The following is an 18911-nucleotide window of genomic DNA, read 5'->3' on the forward strand; positions in this document are numbered from 1 at the left end:
TTCAGGCCTCGTTGCCCGCCGCCACACCCGAAGCCCAGGCCCATTGGAAGTTATGGCCACCCAGGTGGCCGGTAACGTCCACCACTTCCCCGATGAAGAACAGGTTGGGGCGCTCTTTCACCGCCATGGTTTTTGATGACAGCTGGCGGGTGTCCACGCCGCCCAGGGTGACCTCGGCGGTCCGGTAACCTTCGGTGCCGGCGGGTTTGATAGTCCAGTCCCCCAGGGTGTGGGCCACCTGTTCAATGTCGGCGTTCCGGCACTCCTGCAACGGCCCCTGCCAGCCCTGTAGCTCGTTGAAGGCCTGGGCGAAGCGCTTTGGTAGGTGCTGGTTGAGGTACTGCGCGAGGGTGGACTGTGGTTTGTCCTTGCGCAGGGCCAGCAGGTCCTCCTGGATTTTCTGCGCTGGCAGCAGGTTGATGTGTACCTCATCCCCGGGCTGCCAGTAGCTGGACACCTGCAGCATGGCCGGGCCACTCAGGCCTCGGTGGGTGACCAGCATGGGCTCCCGGAAATGGTGCTCGTGGCAGTGGGCATCCACTGGGCAACTGACACCGGACAGCGGGGCCAGTTGCTGCTTGAGCTCCGGGTGCAGGGTGAATGGCACCAGCCCGGCGCGGGTGGGCAACACCTCAAGGCCAAACTGTCTGGCAATGTCGTAACCAAAGCCGGTCGCGCCCATGGTGGGGATCGACAGGCCGCCGGTGGCCACCACTAACGATTCGCAGGTCAGTTCGCCAGCGCTGGTGGCGAGGCGATAGCCGTCTTCGTTTTCGGTGACCTTGTTGACTGAGGTCTCCATGCGGACCTCCGCGCAAGCCCATTCGCATTCGGTCAGCAATACGTTCAGCACATCCTTGGCGCTGTCCCGGCAAAACAGTTGCCCGGGTGCTTTCTCCTCGTATTCCACCCCGTGGCGGTCCATCAGCTCGACAAAATCCTGCGGCGTGTAACGCTTCAAGGCGGAGATGCAGTAGTGCGGGTTGCCCGACAGGAAATTCGCCGGCGTACTGTTCAGGTTGGTGAAGTTACAGCGCCCGCCGCCGGACATCAGGATTTTCTTGCCGGGTTTGTTGGCATGATCCAGCACCAGCACGCGCCGGCCCCGGTAACCGGCTGTGGCTGCACACATCAGCCCGGCGGCGCCGGCGCCGATGATGATGACGTCGTAGGTGTTGGAGGAGGTCGCCATCATTTATTGTTTTCGGAGATTCAACGGATTCAGCAATCCGGCCGCAATGGCCAGTCCGGTCACATCCGGTAGGCGGTCCGCGCCCAGGCGCTTCATGACCCGTGCCCGGTAAAGGTCAATGGTCTTGACGCTGACGCCGAGCTGATCGGCAATCTCGCGGCTGGTGTAACCCTGGGCCAGTGGCAGGAATACGTCTCTTTCGCGGCGGGTGAGCGTGTCGAGCAGTTCGTCGGTACTGGCGTCCGGTTGAAGCGGACGACCGTTCTGGTGCTCCTGCAGCGCCTGTTGGACGCTGTCCAGCAATAACTGCTGATTGAACGGTTTTTCGATGAAATCGAAGGCGCCGGATTTGAACGCCCGAACCACGATCGGTACGTCCGCATGGCCCGAGACAAAAATGATGGGGATGTTCAGGTTGCGCTTCTGCATTTCCTCCTGAACGTTCAGGCCACCAAGGCCGGGCATGCGCACATCCAGGACCACGCAGCCGACGTTGGTGTCGTTCACGGTGTCCAGAAACCGCCGGCCATCGCTGAAGGCCTGAACGGTCAGGCCCACGGATTCCAGTAACCATTGGGTGGATTCGAGCATGCCGGCGTCGTCGTCCACCACGCATACGGTGGCCGACTGGCTGTTGGCTGAATCAGTCATCGGGGCAGTTCTCCATACTTGCGGGCGTGTTTCGTTGTGTGTTCGCCGGGAATCGGCAGGTCAGGGTCAGGCCGCCGGTGCTGGCGGGGATTGCGTCCAGAAACCCGCCAAAGTCTTCGATGATCGAACGGCTCATGGACAGCCCCAGGCCCAGGCCCTGGGGTTTGCTGGTGTAGAAGGGCTGGAACATCTGGCGGATGGCTTCTTCGCTCAGGCCCATGCCCTCATCGGTGACTTCCAGGAGGACTTCCTGATCGTCGTTCACCCGTGTGGTGATGATGACATTGGCCAGTTCCGCCTGAATCTTGCTGCCGTTCTGGCGGGCTTCCACGCTGGCATCAATGGCATTACGGATCAGGTTGATCAGAACCTGCTCCAGCAGCACCGGGTCGGCGGTGACGATGGGCTGGCTGTCGGTCAGGCTTTCAACAATGCGTACGCGCTTTTTTTCCGCTTCCCATTGGCACAGACGGGCCACGTTGCCAGCCACCTCGTTAACGGCAATGGGCGCCATGCGTTTTTGGCCCTTGCGCAGGAAGGCCCGCAGGCGCTTGATCACTTCCGAGGCACGGTTGGCGTGGTGCACGATCTTTTCCAGTCCGTCTTCCACTTTCGCCAGTCTGGCCGGTTGGTGCTCGGCGCCCTGCAGGAACCGTTGGCTGGCGCTGGCGAAGTTCACAATGGAAGCCAGCGGCTGGTTCATTTCATGGGCCACGCTGGAAGCCAGTTCACCGAGGGTGGCCAGCCGGGTGGTGTGGGCCAGTTCCTCTGCCAGCAATCGGTTTTTCTCTTCCGAGGCCACCCGGGAGGTGATGTCGCGCGACACGCTGATCACCTCCACCACCGCCCCGGTGTAGGTTTCGCGAATGGCCCGGCTGGAGATTTCCAGATGCCGGTCCTTGCCATCGGCATGGGCGATTTTCAGGGTGAGGGTGGCGTAGCCCTCCTCACGCAGTTTGTGATGCGCTTCGGCCAGCTTCTCGGCGGCCTGCTCGGTGGCAAAAACCTCTTCCAGCGTCTTACCGCGCAGGGCTTCCGGGCGGTAGCCAAGTAGTTGCCAGGAGGCCGGGGTGGCGTCGATAAAACGGCCATCCGGTGCGTGGCGGGAAATCAGGTCGGTGGTGTTTTCGGTGATCAGACGGTAGAGGCGGTTGGAGCGCTGGGCCTGTTCGCGCAGCCGGATATCCTTGGTGGCTTCCCGGCCCCGGGCCACAACCTGCTGGTTGTCGGTGTCGGGAATGAAGCACCAGACACAGTATCGATCCCCAAAGCTGGATTCCACGTCCTCAATCGCCCGGTTCTGTGTAAGAGCGGCGCGGATCAGGTGCACGGTGTTAACGGGCAAGAGGGCTTCCGGCGAGGTGATGTCGGCGTCCGCCATCAGTTCGTTGGTGGACTGCGTAGACGCGAGTACCTGCCCCCGTTGATCCAGAATCAGCGTGGGCTGGGGGTCGTTGGGTAGCAACTGGCTGGTGTGAGGGTGCTTAGTGGTACTCATGAAGCCCTTTGCTGGTTCCTCGTAAGAATTAGAGCGCTTTTATGGTATCGTTCCGGGCGCTCATCGTTCGGCACGTATATAGTATACCTGCTAGTGTCCCGTCTGGTTAATTCGCTGACCTAATGAGCCACTGAGAGCGCTGAGAGCAAGGCGTGCTAATGAAGGTATGGTGGCCCCATATCGAATTAGCGCAACGCGGCTATCAGCGCTCTCAGTGGCTCCCGAAGGGCGTAGCTCTGGGATTCCTGGCCGGTGTTGCCAGCGCTTGATGTGGAACCACCACACCAGCACACTGGCGCCTTGGCCAGAAATCCCAGAGCTACGCAGTAGATCAGCGAATTAACCAGACGGGACACTGGCCTAACTGCAGAATTGCTTCCTCGAAACCATAGCCCGGCCAGAGAGTTTTCGTTGTGACATCCATTTATGACCAGGATCTGGAGCCCAGCAGCGCCAATTACGCGGTCCAGTCTCCCGTTGACTTCATTGAGCGTACAGCGAGTGTGTATCCGGACCATCCCTCGATTATTCACGGGGCCATCCGGTATACCTGGGCCGAAACTGGCCGGCGTTGCCGGCGGCTGGCCTCGGCACTGAATGGCCGGGGTATCGGCCGTGGCGATACCGTGGCGGTGATGCTGCCCAACATTCCCGCCATGGTGGAATGCCATTTTGGTATTCCCATGGCCGGGGCCGTACTCAACGCATTGAACGTTCGCCTGGACGCCGCCGCCATCGCCTACATGCTGGAGCATAGTGAAGTCTCGGTGGTGATTGCTGACCGGGAATACGGTGACGTGATTCGGGATGCCGTTGAACGCCTGGAGCGCAAGCCCCTGGTGATTGATGTGAACGACCCGGAATACGGCGAAGGGGAGCCGGTGAGTGAGCTGGATTACGAGGCCTTTTTGCTGGAGGGTGATCCACAGGCCCACTGGCAGTTCCCGTCTGATGAATGGGACGCCATTTCCCTGAACTACACCTCCGGCACCACCGGTAACCCCAAGGGCGTGGTGTATCACCATCGTGGCGCCTATTTGCAGGCTTTGGGGAACCAGGCGGCCTGGTCCATGGGCATGCACCCGGTGTACCTCTGGACGCTGCCGATGTTCCACTGCAATGGCTGGTGCTTCCCCTGGACGATCACCGCCATGGCCGGCACGCACATCTGCCTTCGTCGGGTGGACCCGGAGAAGGTGCTACAGCTGATCCGCCGGCATCAGGTAACGCACTTGTGCGGAGCGCCCATTGTGCTGAACGCACTGCTCAATGCCTCGGCGGAAGCCAAGGCCGAACTGAACCACGAAGTGAACGCACTGACCGGGGGTGCCGCGCCGCCGGCGCCGCTCATCCAGGGCATCGAGGAAATGGGCGTGCGGGTGACCCACGCCTATGGCCTGACCGAGGTGTATGGCCTGGTGACTCTATGTGCGTGGAAGCCCGAATGGGATGCGCTGCCGGTTCATGACCGGGCCAGGCTCAAGGCCCGCCAGGGGGTTCGTTACCAGACCCTGGCAGGCACCATGGTGGCCGAACCCAGAACCATGAAGCCCGTGCCCAAGGACGGTAAGACGCTGGGCGAGATTTTCTTGCGTGGCAACACCGTGATGAAGGGGTATCTGAAGAATCCCAAAGCCACCGCCGAGGCGTTCCGGGGTGGGTGGTTCCATACCGGGGATCTGGCGGTCTGGCACGAAGACGGTTACATGGAAATCCGGGACCGTCTGAAAGACATCATCATTTCCGGGGGCGAGAACATTTCCACCATTGAGGTGGAGGACGCGCTGTACCGGCATCCGGCAGTGCTGGAGGCGGCCGTGGTGGCTGGGCCAGACGAGAAATGGGGCGAAGTGCCCTGTGCGTTTGTGACGCTCAAGCCGGAAGCGGATGAGGTAACCGAGGACGAGATTATCGCTTTCTGTCGGCAGCACCTTGCGGTGTTCAAGGTTCCGGGGAAGGTGATCTTTACGCGCTTGCCGAAGACCTCAACCGGGAAAATCCGGAAGTTTGTGCTGCGTAATCAGGCGAAGGAAATGCAGTAAGCGACAGCGGGCGTTTGCGCCCGCTGCGCGAAGGGCGGTGCCCGGAACTTAGCGCTCCAGGTACTGCAGCTTGTCCGGCTTGCCGTCCCACTCTTCGGCATCCGGCAGCGGATCTTTCTTTTCGGTGATGTTCGGCCACTTGCCTGCCAGATCGGCGTTGATCTCGATAAACGGCTCCTGGCCGGCCGGCAGTTCGTCTTCCGAGAAGATCGCTTCGGCGGGGCATTCCGGCTCGCACAGGGCGCAGTCAATGCACTCGTCCGGGTCGATTACCAGAAAGTTCGGGCCTTCGTAGAAGCAGTCTACCGGGCAGACTTCCACACAGTCGGTGTATTTACACTTGATGCAGTTATCAGTAACGATAAAGGCCATAGTCAGATCCCTGGTCGTGGAGTAATCGGTCTCATCAGGAGCCTGTTGAAGCAGGTCCAGTTCTAATTGGGTGCGCGATATTGTAGGGAGCGACCCGCACTGCCGCAAGCTTTGGCTCGCTATATCCTTATTGCCTGGGTCAATTTTCTGCCAGTTTCTTTTAACCTTCCAGTTTTTCCTTGAGCTCGTACAGCTGGTTCAGGGCTTCCCGGGGCGTCAGTCCGTCCAGGTCCAGCTCCCGCAAGCGCTCTTCCACCACGCTGGGTTCCATGCTCGCAAACATGTCTCCCTGCATCACGGATTCCCTGGCGGTTGGTTGTGCTTTGGCCTTGGCCACCGGTTGCTCGGTTGGTGTTGGCGCGGTGGGCGCCGTCGGCCGCTCTTCGCCCTCGAGTTGCGCCAGCTGGTTTTTTGCGTTGGCGATCACGCCCTGGGGCACACCGGCCAGCTTGGCCACCTGCAACCCGTAACTCTGGCTGGCGGGGCCGTCGTGGACGTTGTGCAGGAACACGATGGAATCGTCGTGTTCGGTGGCGGTCAGGTGCACGTTCACCGCGTGCTCCAGATCTTCGGCCAGTTGAGTCAGCTCGAAGTAATGGGTGGCGAACAGGGTGTAGCAGCGAGTCTGTTTGGCCAGGTGTTCGGCCGTGGCCCAAGCCAGGGACAGGCCGTCGAAGGTGCTGGTGCCCCGGCCCACTTCGTCCATCAACACCAGGCTGTGTTCCGTGGCGTTGTGCAGGATGTTGGCGGTTTCGGTCATTTCCACCATGAAGGTGGAGCGGCCACCGGCGATGTCATCGGACGAGCCCATGCGGGTGAAAATGCGGTCCACCGGGCCCAGCACGGCGCGGTCGGCGGGCACGAAACTGCCGGTATAGGCTAGCAGGGCAATCAGTGCGGCCTGGCGCATGTAGGTGGATTTACCGCCCATGTTGGGGCCGGTGATCACCAGCATGCGGCGCTTGTTGTCCATCAGCAGGTTGTTGGGCACAAACGGTTCGCTCAATAGCTGTTCCACCACGGGATGGCGACTTTCCTCCACGTTGAAGCCGGGCTGGTCGGTGAATTCCGGCGCGGTGAAGCGCAGGCTGGTGGCGCGCTCGGCAAAGTTGCTCAGCACGTCCAGTTCGGCCAGGGCCTGGGCGGCGTCCTGCAGGGGCGCGAGCTGCTCGGCCACGGCTTCCAGCACGTCATCGTACAGGCCCTTTTCCCGGGCCAGGGCCCGGCTTTTCGCGCTCAGGGCCTTGTCCTCGAATTCTTTCAGTTCCGGCGTAATGAAACGCTCGGCATTTTTCAGGGTCTGGCGGCGGATGTAGTCCACCGGTGCTTGGTCAGACTGGGCGCGGCTGATTTCAATGTAATAGCCGTGTACCCGGTTGTAGCCCACTTTCAGGGTCGAGATGCCGGTGCGTTCGCGCTCCCGGGTTTCCACGTCCAGCAGGAACTGGCCGGCGTTTTCGCTGATGTTGCGCAGATCGTCCAACTCTTCATCAAAGCCTTCGGCAATCACACCGCCATCGCGTACCACCACGGGTGGGTTTTCAATGATGGCCCGTTCCAGCAGATCGGCCAGCTCCGGGTACTCGCCCACGGTAGTGGCCAGTTTCACCACGTGATGGGAGTTGACGGGCTTCAGAGCACCCTGAAGCTCCGGCAGGGCCTGGAAGGCATCGCGCAGGCGGGCCAGATCCCGGGGGCGGGCTGAGCGCAGGGCCACCCGGGACAGGATGCGTTCGATGTCGCCGACCTTCTTCAGCAGATCGTGCACCGGTTCGTAGTGGAAACCGTCCAGCAGGGCGGAGACCGCTTGCTGGCGGTGTTTCACCGTTTCCACGTCCCGCAGCGGTCGGTTCAGCCAGCGGCGCAATTCCCGCGCACCCATGGCGGTGGCGGTGCGGTCCATCACCCAGGCCAGGGTGTGCTGGGTGCCGCCCATCAGGTTGGTGTCGATTTCCAGGTTGCGGCGGCTGGTGGCATCCAGGATCACCGCGTCCTCACGCCGTTCGCGGCTCAGCTTGCGAATGTGGGGCAGGGCGGTGCGCTGGGTTTCCCGGGCGTACTGCAGCAGGCAGCCGGCGGCGCAAATGGCCAGGTGCAGGTCTTCGCAGCCGAAGCCGGTCAGGTCTTTGACCTGCAGTTGCTGGGTAATGATGCGGTGCGCCGAATCTTCCTCGAACAGCCAGGGGCCCTGACGGCGAACGCCGGTGAAGCCTTCCAGGATCTCGCCGTAGGGAAAGTCCTCGCTGATCAGGATTTCCGCCGGGCGCAGGCGCTGAAGTTCGCCCTGCAGAGCCTCCAGCCCAGCCAGTTCGGACACGGCAAACCGGCCGCTGGAAATGTCCAGCGAAGCGATACCGAAGCTTTCCTTGTGACTGAAAATAGCCGCCAGCAGGTTATCGCGCCGGTCTTCCAGGAATGCCTCGTCACTCAGCGTACCCGGCGTGACAATGCGCACCACCTTGCGCTCCACCGGCCCCTTGCTGGTGGCCGGATCGCCAATCTGCTCGCAAATGGCCAGGGAATGGCCACCTCGCACCAGCCGGGCGATGTAGTTTTCCGCCGAATGGTAGGGGATGCCTGCCATGGGAATCGGATTGCCGCCGGACTGGCCTCGCGCGGTGAGGGTGATGTCCAGCAACTCCGCCGCCTTCTTGGCATCTTCGTAGAACAGCTCGTAGAAATCCCCCATGCGGTAGAACACCAGCTCGTTGGGATGCTCGCCCTTGATCTTCAGGTACTGCTGCATCATGGGGGTGTGTTTGGGCTGTTCGGTCTGGGGTGCTGGCATGGACTGGTCCGGTTGATGTTGCCGTTGGATAAAGCCGCGATTGTAAGAAAATACCGGCTGCGATGAAACGTAAAAGCTCCGTTGATTCGGTACGGATTCATTGCAACCTAGGGAAATCTAAAACCAAAAGCCAGGGAGCCGCTCCCTGGCTTTTTTACTTTTTAACAGCTCGACGATCAGAAAGCCCAGCGTAACTTCAGGGACACACTCTGGCTCAGATAGTCAGAACGATACTCCGCGTCATAACTGGCACTCAGTTCCGCACCAGCCTCAAGAACATGGGTCAGTCCAAAACCACCGGTGGCAATCCAGGGGTTGGGGTCAATCCCGTCTGTTGTGAACTGGGCACTGGGAGCGCCAGCGTAGCTCGATGTAATGCTGGCCTGTTCATTCAGCACGTCGTAGCCCAGGCCCAGGTTCACTCCAAGCTCGGTTGACTGGCTGATAGAATGGGACAACTGCCCTTCCACACCCACTACCAGGGCTTCGGTGGTGTTGCTGTCGACATCCAGGTTAAGCAGCCCCGCCCCGGTTTCACGATAGGACTCATCGCGAATCCAGGTATAGTCTGTCTTCAGGCCCGCTGTCGCGCGATTGGCGCTATTCAGGTCATAGCTGCGGGAAAGCCCAAGCCCCAGATGCGCGGTGTAGCTGTCGTAATCGGCATCCGCCTTGGTACTGTTGAACTGGATGGTGCGCTCACCCTCGTTGCGGTTCTGGCCAAAGTCGACCTGGAAGGTCACGTCCGTGTCATTACCCAGATTATGGGAGCCGTAACCGATTAACTGGTAGCTATCGACATCCAGTTTATGGGGAGACGTATTTGAGTTGCCGTCCACGCGCGTATTGGCATAGGCAAAAGCAACACCAACCCGGGTCTGCTGCCCAAATGAGCCGTCAAGGCCAAGGACCAGGCCGCCGGTGTCAGCGTCGTAACCGGAAACACCATTACGGTCATCCTGCTCGGTGCGGGTACCAAAGGGCTTGATCCAGAAATATTTATCCTGGAGCAAGGCATCACCGGAATTAAGGCCGGTGCCAGTGGATCGACCCAGAACAACACGTTGGCGGGCTTTCACCGCCCCGTTGATACCATAAAGGGCGCTCCGAGCTGCCATAAAACCGCCCCCCGTCAGCAGAGGGAGTGTTTGAGAAGCCGCTTCGGAGACCTGCTGAGTTGAGCTCAAGTTGGCAGCGGTGAACAATTGAAGGAGCTCTGGTGTCTCATCGATAACTCGAGCGCCAGAAAAGGCCGGCGAGTTCTTCAATGCCTGTGTGGATTCAAGAACACTGAACCCAGATACGTTATCAGCAACGGCTGCGGCGATATCAGAACCAAAAATATAATAGTAGGTATAAGTAATTGAGCCGTCAGCGTTAATTGTCGGGCTGTAATACGCGATACCTATCGCGTTATCACCATTACCTGCATCGGCTCCAGCATAGTAATCCTCCGGATCCGTACTCCAAGGTAGGGCAGTAATACCTGTATTGACGCTTGATTCAGCGGCCGAATACAGCCCAATCACGTATTTACTGGCCAGCGCTTCAGCATAAACCAGATTCTTCGCCGAAACGTCGCCGTTCCCCCGAATGTTATTCGTAGAACTGCTATCACCCGAGGCTGCCCGAGCATCTGGATCCATATAGCGGGCAAAGTAGACGTCCGTCAGGCTTTCTGCTGCTTTGATCGTGGTCGTAAGTTTGACCCGCTTATCCGACTCGTTGAAGCCGACTGTGTTCACAATATCAAAAAGTTTGGTCCCGCCATCTGAATAGGACCCTGACCAGGAGACGCCTTGATAGGAACCACTTGATGCATCGGAGAGAGACCCGGTTAACCTGGTATACGAGCTGGCGTTGTTGCTGCTCACAGAATACGTCGTGCCGCCAGAAGTTGCCTTGACGGTAAAGCCTTCAAACGCAGTGCCGGGAGTCAAATAATCGTAGGAAGTGTTGAAATTGCCGCTGCCCGTATTGTCATACAGGATGCCAGGTGAGGCAGCATCCCCTGAACCAAGGGTGCCATAATCATTTGTCCCGATTCTGATGTAATCACCGGTCAATGCAATCGGTGCTGCCCATGCCGGCACTGCACATACCATGGATATCGCCGTGACCAGAGCCTTCTGTTGAAAAGCCCTTTTCACATCCGCTGTGTTAACTCGTACTTTGCCCATGCTTGATCACCTAATTTCCCTAATATTTGTTGGAATAGAGGATGCGTTTGAGTGCATCAGAATGCCGTTGCCAGCCACCATGGGAGAGGTCACTGAATCATCGTATCCCAGAATGTCACCGTTGTTGATCAGGCTTATCAAGGATGAGTCGTACTCCGGTAAAGGGGCGCCAGAACCAGCTGTGCCGAAGGCTACTGCCCCGTAATCTGCCTGGCCAGTAAGGCCATTTCCGGCCAGTGTCACATTGTTGTCGACAGTGAGGGTGTCTGCCGCGACATTATTAATCCGTACGGCGAAATCGTTTCCTGCGCAATCAGCGGTGGCTGTATATGTTTCGCCAGCGGTCATGTCTTTTTGGCATGCCGCTGATACGTTGGCGGAGCCTGCGCCAAGAATGGAGGTAATTGCGATAGAGAGGGCGCTCAATCGAAAATAGGTGTGAGTAGGTTTAGTTGGCATTTTTAGTTCCGTTTTATTGGTATTAATATTTTAAGGTTCTGGTATTCATGCTGGGTGATTTGGTTTTATCGATCCTGACTTTTTAAATCCGGTGCATGCGTATGAGCGCAAGTTTTAATTGGATGCGGTAAATTACCGCTGCAAAAATTGGCTAAATGGGGCGCAGGCAAAAGTGATTAGAAGATGGCCAGTAAGGGTTTGTGTTTTGCTCATTCTTATTGGGGCAGTGACCAGCTGTACGCAGCTGCCCAGCAACGCTCAACGAACTCTCACTGCCGAGGAGCTGGTTCGTGCCCATCAATGGCACCGGATGACCCTCGATGCGGGTCACTTCTTGCTCAGGGCTTATGGTCCGGAGCCTGTTGCCGAAGCCTCCACTCTGACGGTTTATCTTGAAGGCGATGGCCTGGCATGGGTTACCCGCTCTCGCCCATCGACTGATCCGACTCCGGTTCGGCCCATGGCCTTGCAGTTGGCGTTGGCCGATGCGGACCCGAAAGTGGTGTACCTCGCGCGGCCTTGCCAATATGTGACGAGTTCTGCTTGTGGACCTGAATACTGGCTGGAGAAGCGATTCTCCCCAGAAATCATTGCAGCTACCGGCGCGGCGCTGGATGCGCTTAAAGAGCGTTATAACGCGGCCAACCTGTTGTTGGTGGGGTACTCGGGCGGGGGCGCTGTGGCCACCCTTCTGGCGGCCGAGCGTGACGACGTGATTGGGTTGGTTACCGTCGCGGGCAACCTTGATCACGAGTTCTGGACCAGTTTTCACGAAATATCTCCCCTCAGCGGATCCCTGAATCCTACAGACCGTGCCATGGACCTTGTAAATACGCCGCAGTGGCACTTTACTGGCGCCAGCGATGCGATTGTGCCGCCAGAGGTGGCGAATGCTTACGTTAGGCAACTTCCCGACGCTACTCTGGTCAATCTCATAACAAAGCCCGGTTATGACCACCGGTGTTGTTGGGAGAGTTCCTGGCCTGCGTTGATCAGTCCGATCAGGAAGGCATTGGGACGACCATGAACGGGCGCGACTCTTCGGGCCCGGTCCAGTCCCACGCCTGCAGCTCTTTTGGAGGGTAATGTGCGTGATGTTTTGGAGAGATGTCAGTCACAAAACTCACAAACCTCTCGGCATCCAGCCTATTTCTGGAATTTATTCTTTGATCGGGTCCACAAAAACCAGGCCCTTGCCGAATATTGAGCGTAGCGGCAGGCTGATGTTGTGTTGGCGGGCTTTTTTGCGCAGACGGCTGAGGATGACGTCAATGCGGTGGGGGTCTGGGTTTTCATCGTACTTGAACATCAGGTCCAGTAAGGCTTCTTTGGAGAAGACTTCGCTGGCAGACCGGCCAAGTATTCTGAGTAGCTCGTATTCCTGGGGGGATAGTTGCATGGTCTCGCCGCCTGGTGTGGTGAGACATTGCCGGCTGGCAAGCAGGCGCCAGTGGTCGCTACCAGCGTTTTCTGAGTAGTGTGCTATTCCGGTGTCGTCTCTTTCATGCTGTATCCGTTGCCAAAGGGCCTGTATTGCCGACGCCAGCTCAGAGAAGTTAACCGGTTTAACGAGGTACAGGTCCGCGCCAAGGTTGAGCCCGCGTATCCGGTCGGGCTGCTGGCCGCGAGCAGTGACTATGATCACTCCGAATTTGCCCACACCAGTGAGGTATTCGATCACCTCAAAACCATCTTCGCCGGGCAATCCCAGATCAACCAGCACAATGTCGGCGGGGTTTCGGTGAAGCCTTTTCCAGAAGCTTTCTGCACTGTCTGCCCCCCAAACGGTATGGCCCCGGTGTTGGAGAAAAAATGTCAGCTCCTCCCGGAGGTCATCGTTGTCTTCAATGATTGCGACGGTGGGCTGTTGGGACATCATTGATTCATGCACCCTTTTTTACGTTCCCTGTTTCAAAGAAAAAAGGCAAAACAGCTGCCTTCCGACGAACTGCTGAGTAGTTTCAGATCACCCTCGTGGGCGCGGGCAATCTGCCGTGCTACATACAGGCCGAGACCCGCACCCCGATTGCTATGTGTGCCACGGCGATAGCGTTCGAAAATCTGTTCGGCGTTTTCTTCATCGATTCCCGGGCCCTGGTCGCAAATGCTGACAGCAATTCGGCCATCGCGCCTGCTGCAGTCCACCTGGATGGTTCCACCCGCCGAGTGTTTGACGGCATTATCGATGACGTTGGAAAAGGCAATCCGCATCAGGGCGGTATCGATTATAGCGGTGCATTGCGAGTCCGGAAACTGATCGGACGGCTGCCCCTCAGTGCTTAGTATGAGCTTGTGAGTATCGGTAAGCTCTACCAGGGCTGCCGCCGACTCAATCACTTCGAACAGGTTGGCGGGCTGCGGATCCAGGTACAGGTTGTCCGCTGCCAACCGCGCATCGGCGAGGCAATTGTCAGTGAGTTGTACCAGTCGGTCTGTCGCTCTTTGAATCTTGTTGTAGCGTGGGGTTCGGTCCTGATTGTCCGACTCCAGATACCGCAGGTTCTCGAGGCTGCCTGAAATGACTGCCAGCGGGGTGCGGAATTCATGGGACACCATGCCCATAAACTGGCGTTGGTGGAAGCTGGCGTCCCGCTCGGCTTTGAGTTCGCTGGCAAGCTGGTGTTTTTCCAGTTCCTCCAGTTTTTTCTCCCGGACTCGGTACACCGCGATCGACATCACCAGCAGCATATTCACCAGTAATGCGTACTGCCAGATAACGTAGATTTCGGTTTTGAACGGTATCCAGCCAAAGGCGGAAAACAGCCCGAGCAAGCTGCCTGTGATGCAGGTGAGTGGACTCAAACCCAGCAAGAGGGTTGAAGGTCGGTAGCGGTCCAGGTGCCAGACGTAAAATACCGACCCGATAAAGATGAGTGAGGTGGGCAGGTAAAAGAGCGCCTGGATTTTTACAGCCAGTCCATACAGATCCAGTGGGATCAATACCATGAGCAAGAGGGTTATGGCGCCAATCGTCATCGTGATTCGATACGCCCAGGGTAGGTGGCGTTTCATGTCGACGGTCTCAACGCACAGCCAGAGCAGGAGCACGTAGGAGGTCAGGGTCAGCGCACTGGTCAGGTAATGCTGTAGAGGCACGCCCAAGCTGGGCATTAACCAGTTGATGTAACCCTGTATGCTGGCAACAAATACGTACGTCACCGAGAAGGCTGCGACTGACCAGAGCAGGCGGCCGCCAAGAACCACGGCTAGTATGATAGCCAGTATGCTGGAGATGGTGACCAGACCGAAGTAGAAACTCCAGAACGATGTGGTTGCTGTGGCATGGTTCAGGAATTTGTCGGGTTGCCACAGGGTGGCCTGCAGTATGGTTGTGCTGCTGCTTTGGACCCTGATGATCGCTTCGTAACCGTTCTGGTGCTCCGGTGGCGGAACGATGAATACCGGATTCCGGTAATCAATATCCGATTGGCCAAGCCGTAAATCGCCGGTTTGTTTCAGCGTCCAGGATTGCGTGGAACCCTTTGGGCGATAGTAAAGGCGGATGTCGTCGATAAAATTGGGGCCCAGTTCAAGCCAACGTGCCTGGCCGTCAAAAAGAGCCGGCGGGAGTTCAAATTTGAGCCAGAAGGTGTCCGGTACATAGCCCTGTGAGAGCGTAGTGGTTTCTGTGGCTGGTGTGCTCTCAAGTGCTTGGGCAGCTTGTTCCACAGTCAGGCGGCTATGAGTGTCTTTAATAACGCTGTAAGGAATGTCAGGGCCCAGCATTCGGGGCTTGGTATCTGCTGCCGTGCTATGAGTTGGCAGGAAAAGAACAAGGAAAAACAGGAGCCATCCCTTTATTGGCCTGCGTGTTTGCACTGGTAATATTGCCTGCACGCAGACACTCCTTTGTTGGCGTTTGGGCCGGAAGCTTCGATGGCTGTGACGGCTAGGCTGTCAGCCTGCCGGGTTTCTGGTGTCGCAATTGTACGTGAATGTCGTTTGCCTGCGTAGTTACATTGCGGGCTCCCAACATAGGAGAGGGTCCCTTATGTTGGGCTTCAACTAGCTCAAAACTGGACGTGTTAGCCTGGATGAGGTTTGATCGCCCACCTTGTTATCGTGAATTCAGATAATAACTGCAGCACTTTGGCGTAACCAGGTAGAGGCGGGAGGGCCGTCGCCGGTACCCTCACGGGCTTTACCGACCAAAGTGAAGCAGTGATGAAGTACCGACAACTGACCCAGACACAACGATACCAGATTTCGGCCCTGCGTGTGGCCGGCAAAAGCCAACGACAGATCGCTGCAATGCTGGGCTGCCACAACAGCACGATCAGCCGCGAGTTGCGGCGTAACAGCGTTTATGGCTATGAACCAGAGATGGCGCAGCGTCAGGCGAACACCCGGCGTAGAACCGCCTTCAAGCGCCACAAACGAGTACAGTGGCTGACGGACTGGGTCTCTGAACGGCTGAAGGAACATTGGAGCCCTGAGCAGATTGCAGGCTTTATGCTCCGCATGAACATTCCAGTGCAAGTCAGCCACCAGTGGGTCTATGACTTGATCCATCGTGATCGTCTCCTGGGTGGTCGCCTTTGGCGCTGCTGCCGGCACCGGAATAACCGTGGTCGCAAACGCAGAGCGAAGGAGGCAGGCCTCGGTAAAATCCCGAATCGGGTCGGTATTGAGTGCCGTCCCAACGAGATTGAACGTCGTGCCACGCTTGGCCACTGGGAAGGCGACACCGTGCTTCAGGGTCACAAGCAATCCGGCCTGGTGACACTGGTGGAGCGTCGCAGCGGTTACCTGCTCGCAGGCCGCCTGAAGCGGTTTACGGCCAACCAGACAACGCGCACTGTGATCAGGCTTTTGAAGCCAATCCGAGGTGCTGCGAAAACGCTGACACTGGACAACGGCAGCGAGTTTGCGGAACACGAACACGTGGCTAAAGAATTGGATCTGGCCGCCTATTTTTGTGACCCATACTGCTCGGGCCAGCGGGGCACGAACGAGAACACGAACGGCTTGCTGCGCCAGTACTACCCGAAAGGGACGAACTTCGCGAAGCTGTCTCAGACACACATCAACCGAGTGGTTGAGCAATTGAACAATCGGCCCAGGAAACGACTGGGCTACCGGACACCGGCGGAGGTGTTCTGGGGTGAATATTCCGGGGCACTATGAATGAGCGGTGCTGCGGTTATTGGTTGAATCCACGATTTGACCACCATCAAAAGAACGTAAATTTCCTCTTGCCCAGCATTGGGCAAGTAGAGTACGAGTAGAAGCTGAACTAATGGATTGGTTCCGGGCGGTTAATCAGAAATGTCGCCCCACCAAAGGGACGAAGGCGTCAATTAAATGGATGTTGTAACAACTCTAAAGGAAAGCCACGCCGTCTGGTTGGCAGGCAGCCTCTGCCGCTTTCACCGTATTCCTTTCGATTCCAGGTTGTTTCTTCAGCAGCATCCTCCTGCCAGCGGCTCTTATAGTGTAACGGATTTGTTCCGTGCACTTAGCGAATTGGGGCTGAGGCATGGTGTCTGCCCTCTCGATCAGGTTTCGGATTTCGCCGAAATTAACCTGCCCTGCATTGCCTACCTACAAGATCCCGAAAACCCAGGCTGCCCGGAAGACTCATCGACGCAACCAGGGGGCGAGGGTGTCGTTGAAGTTAGCCTTCAGTTACCAATTCTTATTTCTGCCATTGATGAAGACGGAGTTCACTATTTCAGACCTGACTCTGAAACGATGCACACGGTTCAGCCCTCTGAGTTGGATGGATTGATAGAGCCAGAATTGTGCTTGATTGCGCCCGGCGCGGAAGAACTGAAAGATGAGGATGGTAAAAGGGCGTCAAAGGAGAAGGAGTTCGGGTTCCGGTGGTTTATACCTGAACTTCTGAAACATAAACGAGTCTGGCGAGATATCCTCGTAGCTTCTCTTCTTTTGCAGCTAGTTGGGCTAGCCACACCCCTGTTTACACAAGTGATTATCGACAAGGTGGTCGTGCATCAGACCCAGAGCACTCTGATCGCAATCGGGGCCGGGATGGTATTGGCCATTATCTTCTCCGCTGCATTTACTTGGGTCAGGCAGTATCTGGTCATTCATACCGGCAATCGAATCGACGCAGTATTAGGCCATCGGGTCTTCTCCCATCTTCTCAAACTACCGATGCCTTACTTCGCCAATCGTCCCACAGGCACGCTGGTGGCCCGTATTCAGGGGGTGGAGACAATTCGGGAATTTGTTTCGGGAGCGGCCGTATCGCTAATGCTGGACGTGCCCTTCATGCTTGTATTACTGGCAGTGATGTTCTGGTACAGTTGGCAACTTTCTCTTATCGCGGTGGGGCTGTTAGCGCTCCTGGCTTTGCTCAGTCTCGCTGTCACACCGACCCTGCGAGACAGGTTGAATAAGCAGTTTCTTTTAGGAGCGCGTAACCAGGCTTACGTCACTGAGTACGTGGGCGGCATGGAGACGGTGAAATCCTTGCAACTGGAGCCTCAATTAGAGCAGCGCTACGGTAATTTCCTGGCGGACTATCTGCACTCCACGTTTTCCACAAGACAACTGTCAAATACGTACAACACCCTGTCCCAGTTCCTCGAACAACTTCAAACGCTTGCTATTTTGGTGGTTGGCGCACTTCTGGTTATGCAGAACGACGGTTTTACCATCGGCATGCTCGTGGCTTTCCAGATGTTCTCCAGCCGGCTTTCGCAACCACTGCTCAGGTTGGTTGGCTTATATCAGGAATTCCAGCAGGCAAACCTGGCAGTGAAGCGGCTGGGTGATTTAATGAACGTGCCCACCGAACCCTATGCACTGAAGCCAAATAGGGCGAAGGGTGACAAACCCAAAATTGAATTGGAAAATGTTGGGTTCCGGTACAGCGAGGATCATCCCTGGCTATTTCAAGACCTTTCCTACTCCTTCACCCCTGGAAAGACGACATTGGTGATGGGGCCATCGGGCTCGGGCAAGAGCACGTTGGCTAAGCTCATCCTTGGGTTCTATCGCCCGTCCAGTGGTCGCATCTTATTGGGCGGACGAGATATCCGGCATTTTTCCGCTAACGAACTGCGATCAAAAATTGGTGTGGTTCCCCAGGAGACCAGGCTTTTCTCAGGGTCTGTGTACGAGAATGTGCAAATGGCCAATCCCCTGGCCAGTTTTGAAGAGATTGTATCGGCCTGTCGTTGGGCGGGTATTCATGATGTGATTGAGCAGTTGCCCGATGGGTATCAGACATCTCTGGGAGAAAATGGTGTTGGGCTTTCAGGTGGTCAGAAGCAGAGGATAGCTATTGCTCGGGCATTGTTGAAAAAACCAGAGATTCTCATCTTTGACGAGGCTACTTCCAATTTGGACGACAATTCAGCGGAAGAGTTTGCTGGAACAGTTAATAAAATAAATGGAAGTGTGATGATTATTTTTATAGCTCATAAAGTTCCCCGTAATTTGATAGTGAAGGAACGTTTGGTTATGAGTGAGTGTGATTTTTGGGCGGATGTTTAAATATATTATAGGGTGTTTTTCTCAATTTTTTGGGTTTTGGTGAGCTGAGTGACGTTGAAAAAAGTTTTAGGTTTGGTGAAGGGGGCGCGGATTTGGCTGTTTTTACCAATAATGGTTTTACTCGTGGTGATACCTAAGTTTTATGTATGGGTGGCGGAAGTTCCTAGGGAAGGTCTGAATAACCGGTGATTTTTGCCGATGTTGTTTCAAAGCAGCAAAAATCTCAAATTTCAGACGTTATTTCCCTGTTATTTGTATGTTT

The 18911-nt window shown here is 56.8% G+C and carries 14 protein-coding genes; 4 read left to right on the forward strand and 10 right to left on the reverse strand.

Annotated elements, in window-relative coordinates:
* Nucleotide 1: 1 nt before the first annotated feature.
* The 4 genes from BY454_RS12480 to BY454_RS16890 form a co-directional block, all read right to left on the reverse strand.
* On the reverse strand, nucleotides 2–1192 hold the full coding sequence (locus BY454_RS12480) for a BaiN/RdsA family NAD(P)/FAD-dependent oxidoreductase (RefSeq protein ID WP_104416821.1): 1191 nt from the start codon (nucleotides 1190–1192) through the stop codon (nucleotides 2–4).
* Nucleotides 1193–1195: 3 nt separating this feature from the next.
* Nucleotides 1196–1843, reverse strand: a complete 648-nt coding sequence (locus BY454_RS12485; RefSeq protein WP_104416802.1) for a response regulator transcription factor — start codon at nucleotides 1841–1843, stop codon at nucleotides 1196–1198.
* A complete protein-coding gene (locus tag BY454_RS12490; RefSeq protein WP_104425563.1) occupies nucleotides 1836–3341 on the reverse strand; it encodes a sensor histidine kinase in 1506 nt (501 codons plus the stop codon). The genes BY454_RS12485 and BY454_RS12490 overlap by 8 nt, the downstream gene beginning before the upstream one ends.
* Nucleotides 3342–3526: 185 nt before the next feature.
* The gene (locus BY454_RS16890; protein ID WP_181049702.1) at nucleotides 3527–3697 is read right to left on the reverse strand and encodes a hypothetical protein; all 171 of its coding nucleotides are present in this window, start codon (nucleotides 3695–3697) and stop codon (nucleotides 3527–3529) included.
* Between the two features lie 57 nt (nucleotides 3698–3754).
* On the opposite strand from BY454_RS16890, the gene BY454_RS12495 reads away from it, so the two are divergent.
* The gene (locus tag BY454_RS12495) at nucleotides 3755–5383 is read left to right on the forward strand and encodes an acyl-CoA synthetase (RefSeq protein ID WP_104416804.1); all 1629 of its coding nucleotides are present in this window, start codon (nucleotides 3755–3757) and stop codon (nucleotides 5381–5383) included.
* A 48-nt stretch (nucleotides 5384–5431) separates the two neighbouring features.
* Here the strand turns inward: BY454_RS12495 and fdxA are convergent, their stop codons facing one another.
* The 4 genes from fdxA to BY454_RS12515 form a co-directional block, all read right to left on the reverse strand.
* Nucleotides 5432–5755, reverse strand: coding sequence for a ferredoxin FdxA (gene fdxA, locus BY454_RS12500; protein ID WP_104416805.1), 324 nt, complete (start codon nucleotides 5753–5755; stop codon nucleotides 5432–5434).
* Nucleotides 5756–5915: 160 nt separating this feature from the next.
* Entirely contained in the window at nucleotides 5916–8543 is a 2628-nt protein-coding gene (gene mutS / locus BY454_RS12505) for a DNA mismatch repair protein MutS (RefSeq protein ID WP_104416806.1), read from the reverse strand.
* Between the two features lie 176 nt (nucleotides 8544–8719).
* Nucleotides 8720–10723 (reverse strand): autotransporter family protein, encoded by a 2004-nt coding sequence (locus BY454_RS12510; protein ID WP_146082710.1) that lies wholly within the window; start codon nucleotides 10721–10723, stop codon nucleotides 8720–8722.
* Nucleotides 10724–10729: 6 nt separating this feature from the next.
* Entirely contained in the window at nucleotides 10730–11182 is a 453-nt protein-coding gene (locus tag BY454_RS12515) for a hypothetical protein (protein WP_104416808.1), read from the reverse strand.
* Between the two features lie 205 nt (nucleotides 11183–11387).
* On the opposite strand from BY454_RS12515, the gene BY454_RS12520 reads away from it, so the two are divergent.
* Nucleotides 11388–12209, forward strand: a complete 822-nt coding sequence (locus tag BY454_RS12520; protein WP_146082711.1) for an alpha/beta fold hydrolase — start codon at nucleotides 11388–11390, stop codon at nucleotides 12207–12209.
* A 132-nt stretch (nucleotides 12210–12341) separates the two neighbouring features.
* Here the strand turns inward: BY454_RS12520 and BY454_RS12525 are convergent, their stop codons facing one another.
* Nucleotides 12342–13061 carry a response regulator transcription factor gene (locus BY454_RS12525; RefSeq protein WP_219820633.1) on the reverse strand — a complete coding sequence of 240 codons (720 nt, stop codon included), beginning with the start codon at nucleotides 13059–13061 and terminating at the stop codon, nucleotides 12342–12344.
* Between the two features lie 32 nt (nucleotides 13062–13093).
* Nucleotides 13094–14908 (reverse strand): sensor histidine kinase, encoded by a 1815-nt coding sequence (locus BY454_RS12530; protein WP_104416811.1) that lies wholly within the window; start codon nucleotides 14906–14908, stop codon nucleotides 13094–13096.
* A 438-nt stretch (nucleotides 14909–15346) separates the two neighbouring features.
* Between BY454_RS12530 and BY454_RS12535 the strand changes: the two genes are divergently transcribed.
* Nucleotides 15347–16309 carry an IS30 family transposase gene (locus BY454_RS12535; protein WP_104416812.1) on the forward strand — a complete coding sequence of 321 codons (963 nt, stop codon included), beginning with the start codon at nucleotides 15347–15349 and terminating at the stop codon, nucleotides 16307–16309.
* A gap of 177 nt (nucleotides 16310–16486) precedes the next feature.
* Nucleotides 16487–18649: a peptidase domain-containing ABC transporter gene (locus tag BY454_RS12540; RefSeq protein WP_104416813.1), complete on the forward strand. Its 2163-nt coding sequence runs from the start codon at nucleotides 16487–16489 to the stop codon at nucleotides 18647–18649.
* Nucleotides 18650–18911: the final 262 nt, after the last annotated feature.

The organism is Marinobacter persicus, assembly GCF_002934325.1.
Lineage (GTDB): Bacteria > Pseudomonadota > Gammaproteobacteria > Pseudomonadales > Oleiphilaceae > Marinobacter > Marinobacter persicus_A.

Coding starts and splice junctions, on each gene's coding strand:
- BY454_RS12485 (WP_104416802.1), bottom strand. CDS start 1,843: ATGACTGATTCAGCCAACAGCCAGTCGGCCACCGTATGCGTGGTGGAC.
- BY454_RS12480 (WP_104416821.1), bottom strand. CDS start 1,192: ATGGCGACCTCCTCCAACACCTACGACGTCATCATCATCGGCGCCGGC.
- BY454_RS12530 (WP_104416811.1), bottom strand. CDS start 14,908: ATGCTGGGCCCTGACATTCCTTACAGCGTTATTAAAGACACTCATAGC.
- BY454_RS12540 (WP_104416813.1), top strand. CDS start 16,487: ATGGATGTTGTAACAACTCTAAAGGAAAGCCACGCCGTCTGGTTGGCA.
- fdxA (WP_104416805.1), bottom strand. CDS start 5,755: ATGGCCTTTATCGTTACTGATAACTGCATCAAGTGTAAATACACCGAC.
- BY454_RS12510 (WP_146082710.1), bottom strand. CDS start 10,723: ATGGGCAAAGTACGAGTTAACACAGCGGATGTGAAAAGGGCTTTTCAA.
- BY454_RS12535 (WP_104416812.1), top strand. CDS start 15,347: ATGAAGTACCGACAACTGACCCAGACACAACGATACCAGATTTCGGCC.
- BY454_RS12525 (WP_219820633.1), bottom strand. CDS start 13,061: ATGATGTCCCAACAGCCCACCGTCGCAATCATTGAAGACAACGATGAC.
- BY454_RS12515 (WP_104416808.1), bottom strand. CDS start 11,182: ATGCCAACTAAACCTACTCACACCTATTTTCGATTGAGCGCCCTCTCT.
- BY454_RS12490 (WP_104425563.1), bottom strand. CDS start 3,341: ATGAGTACCACTAAGCACCCTCACACCAGCCAGTTGCTACCCAACGAC.
- mutS (WP_104416806.1), bottom strand. CDS start 8,543: ATGCCAGCACCCCAGACCGAACAGCCCAAACACACCCCCATGATGCAG.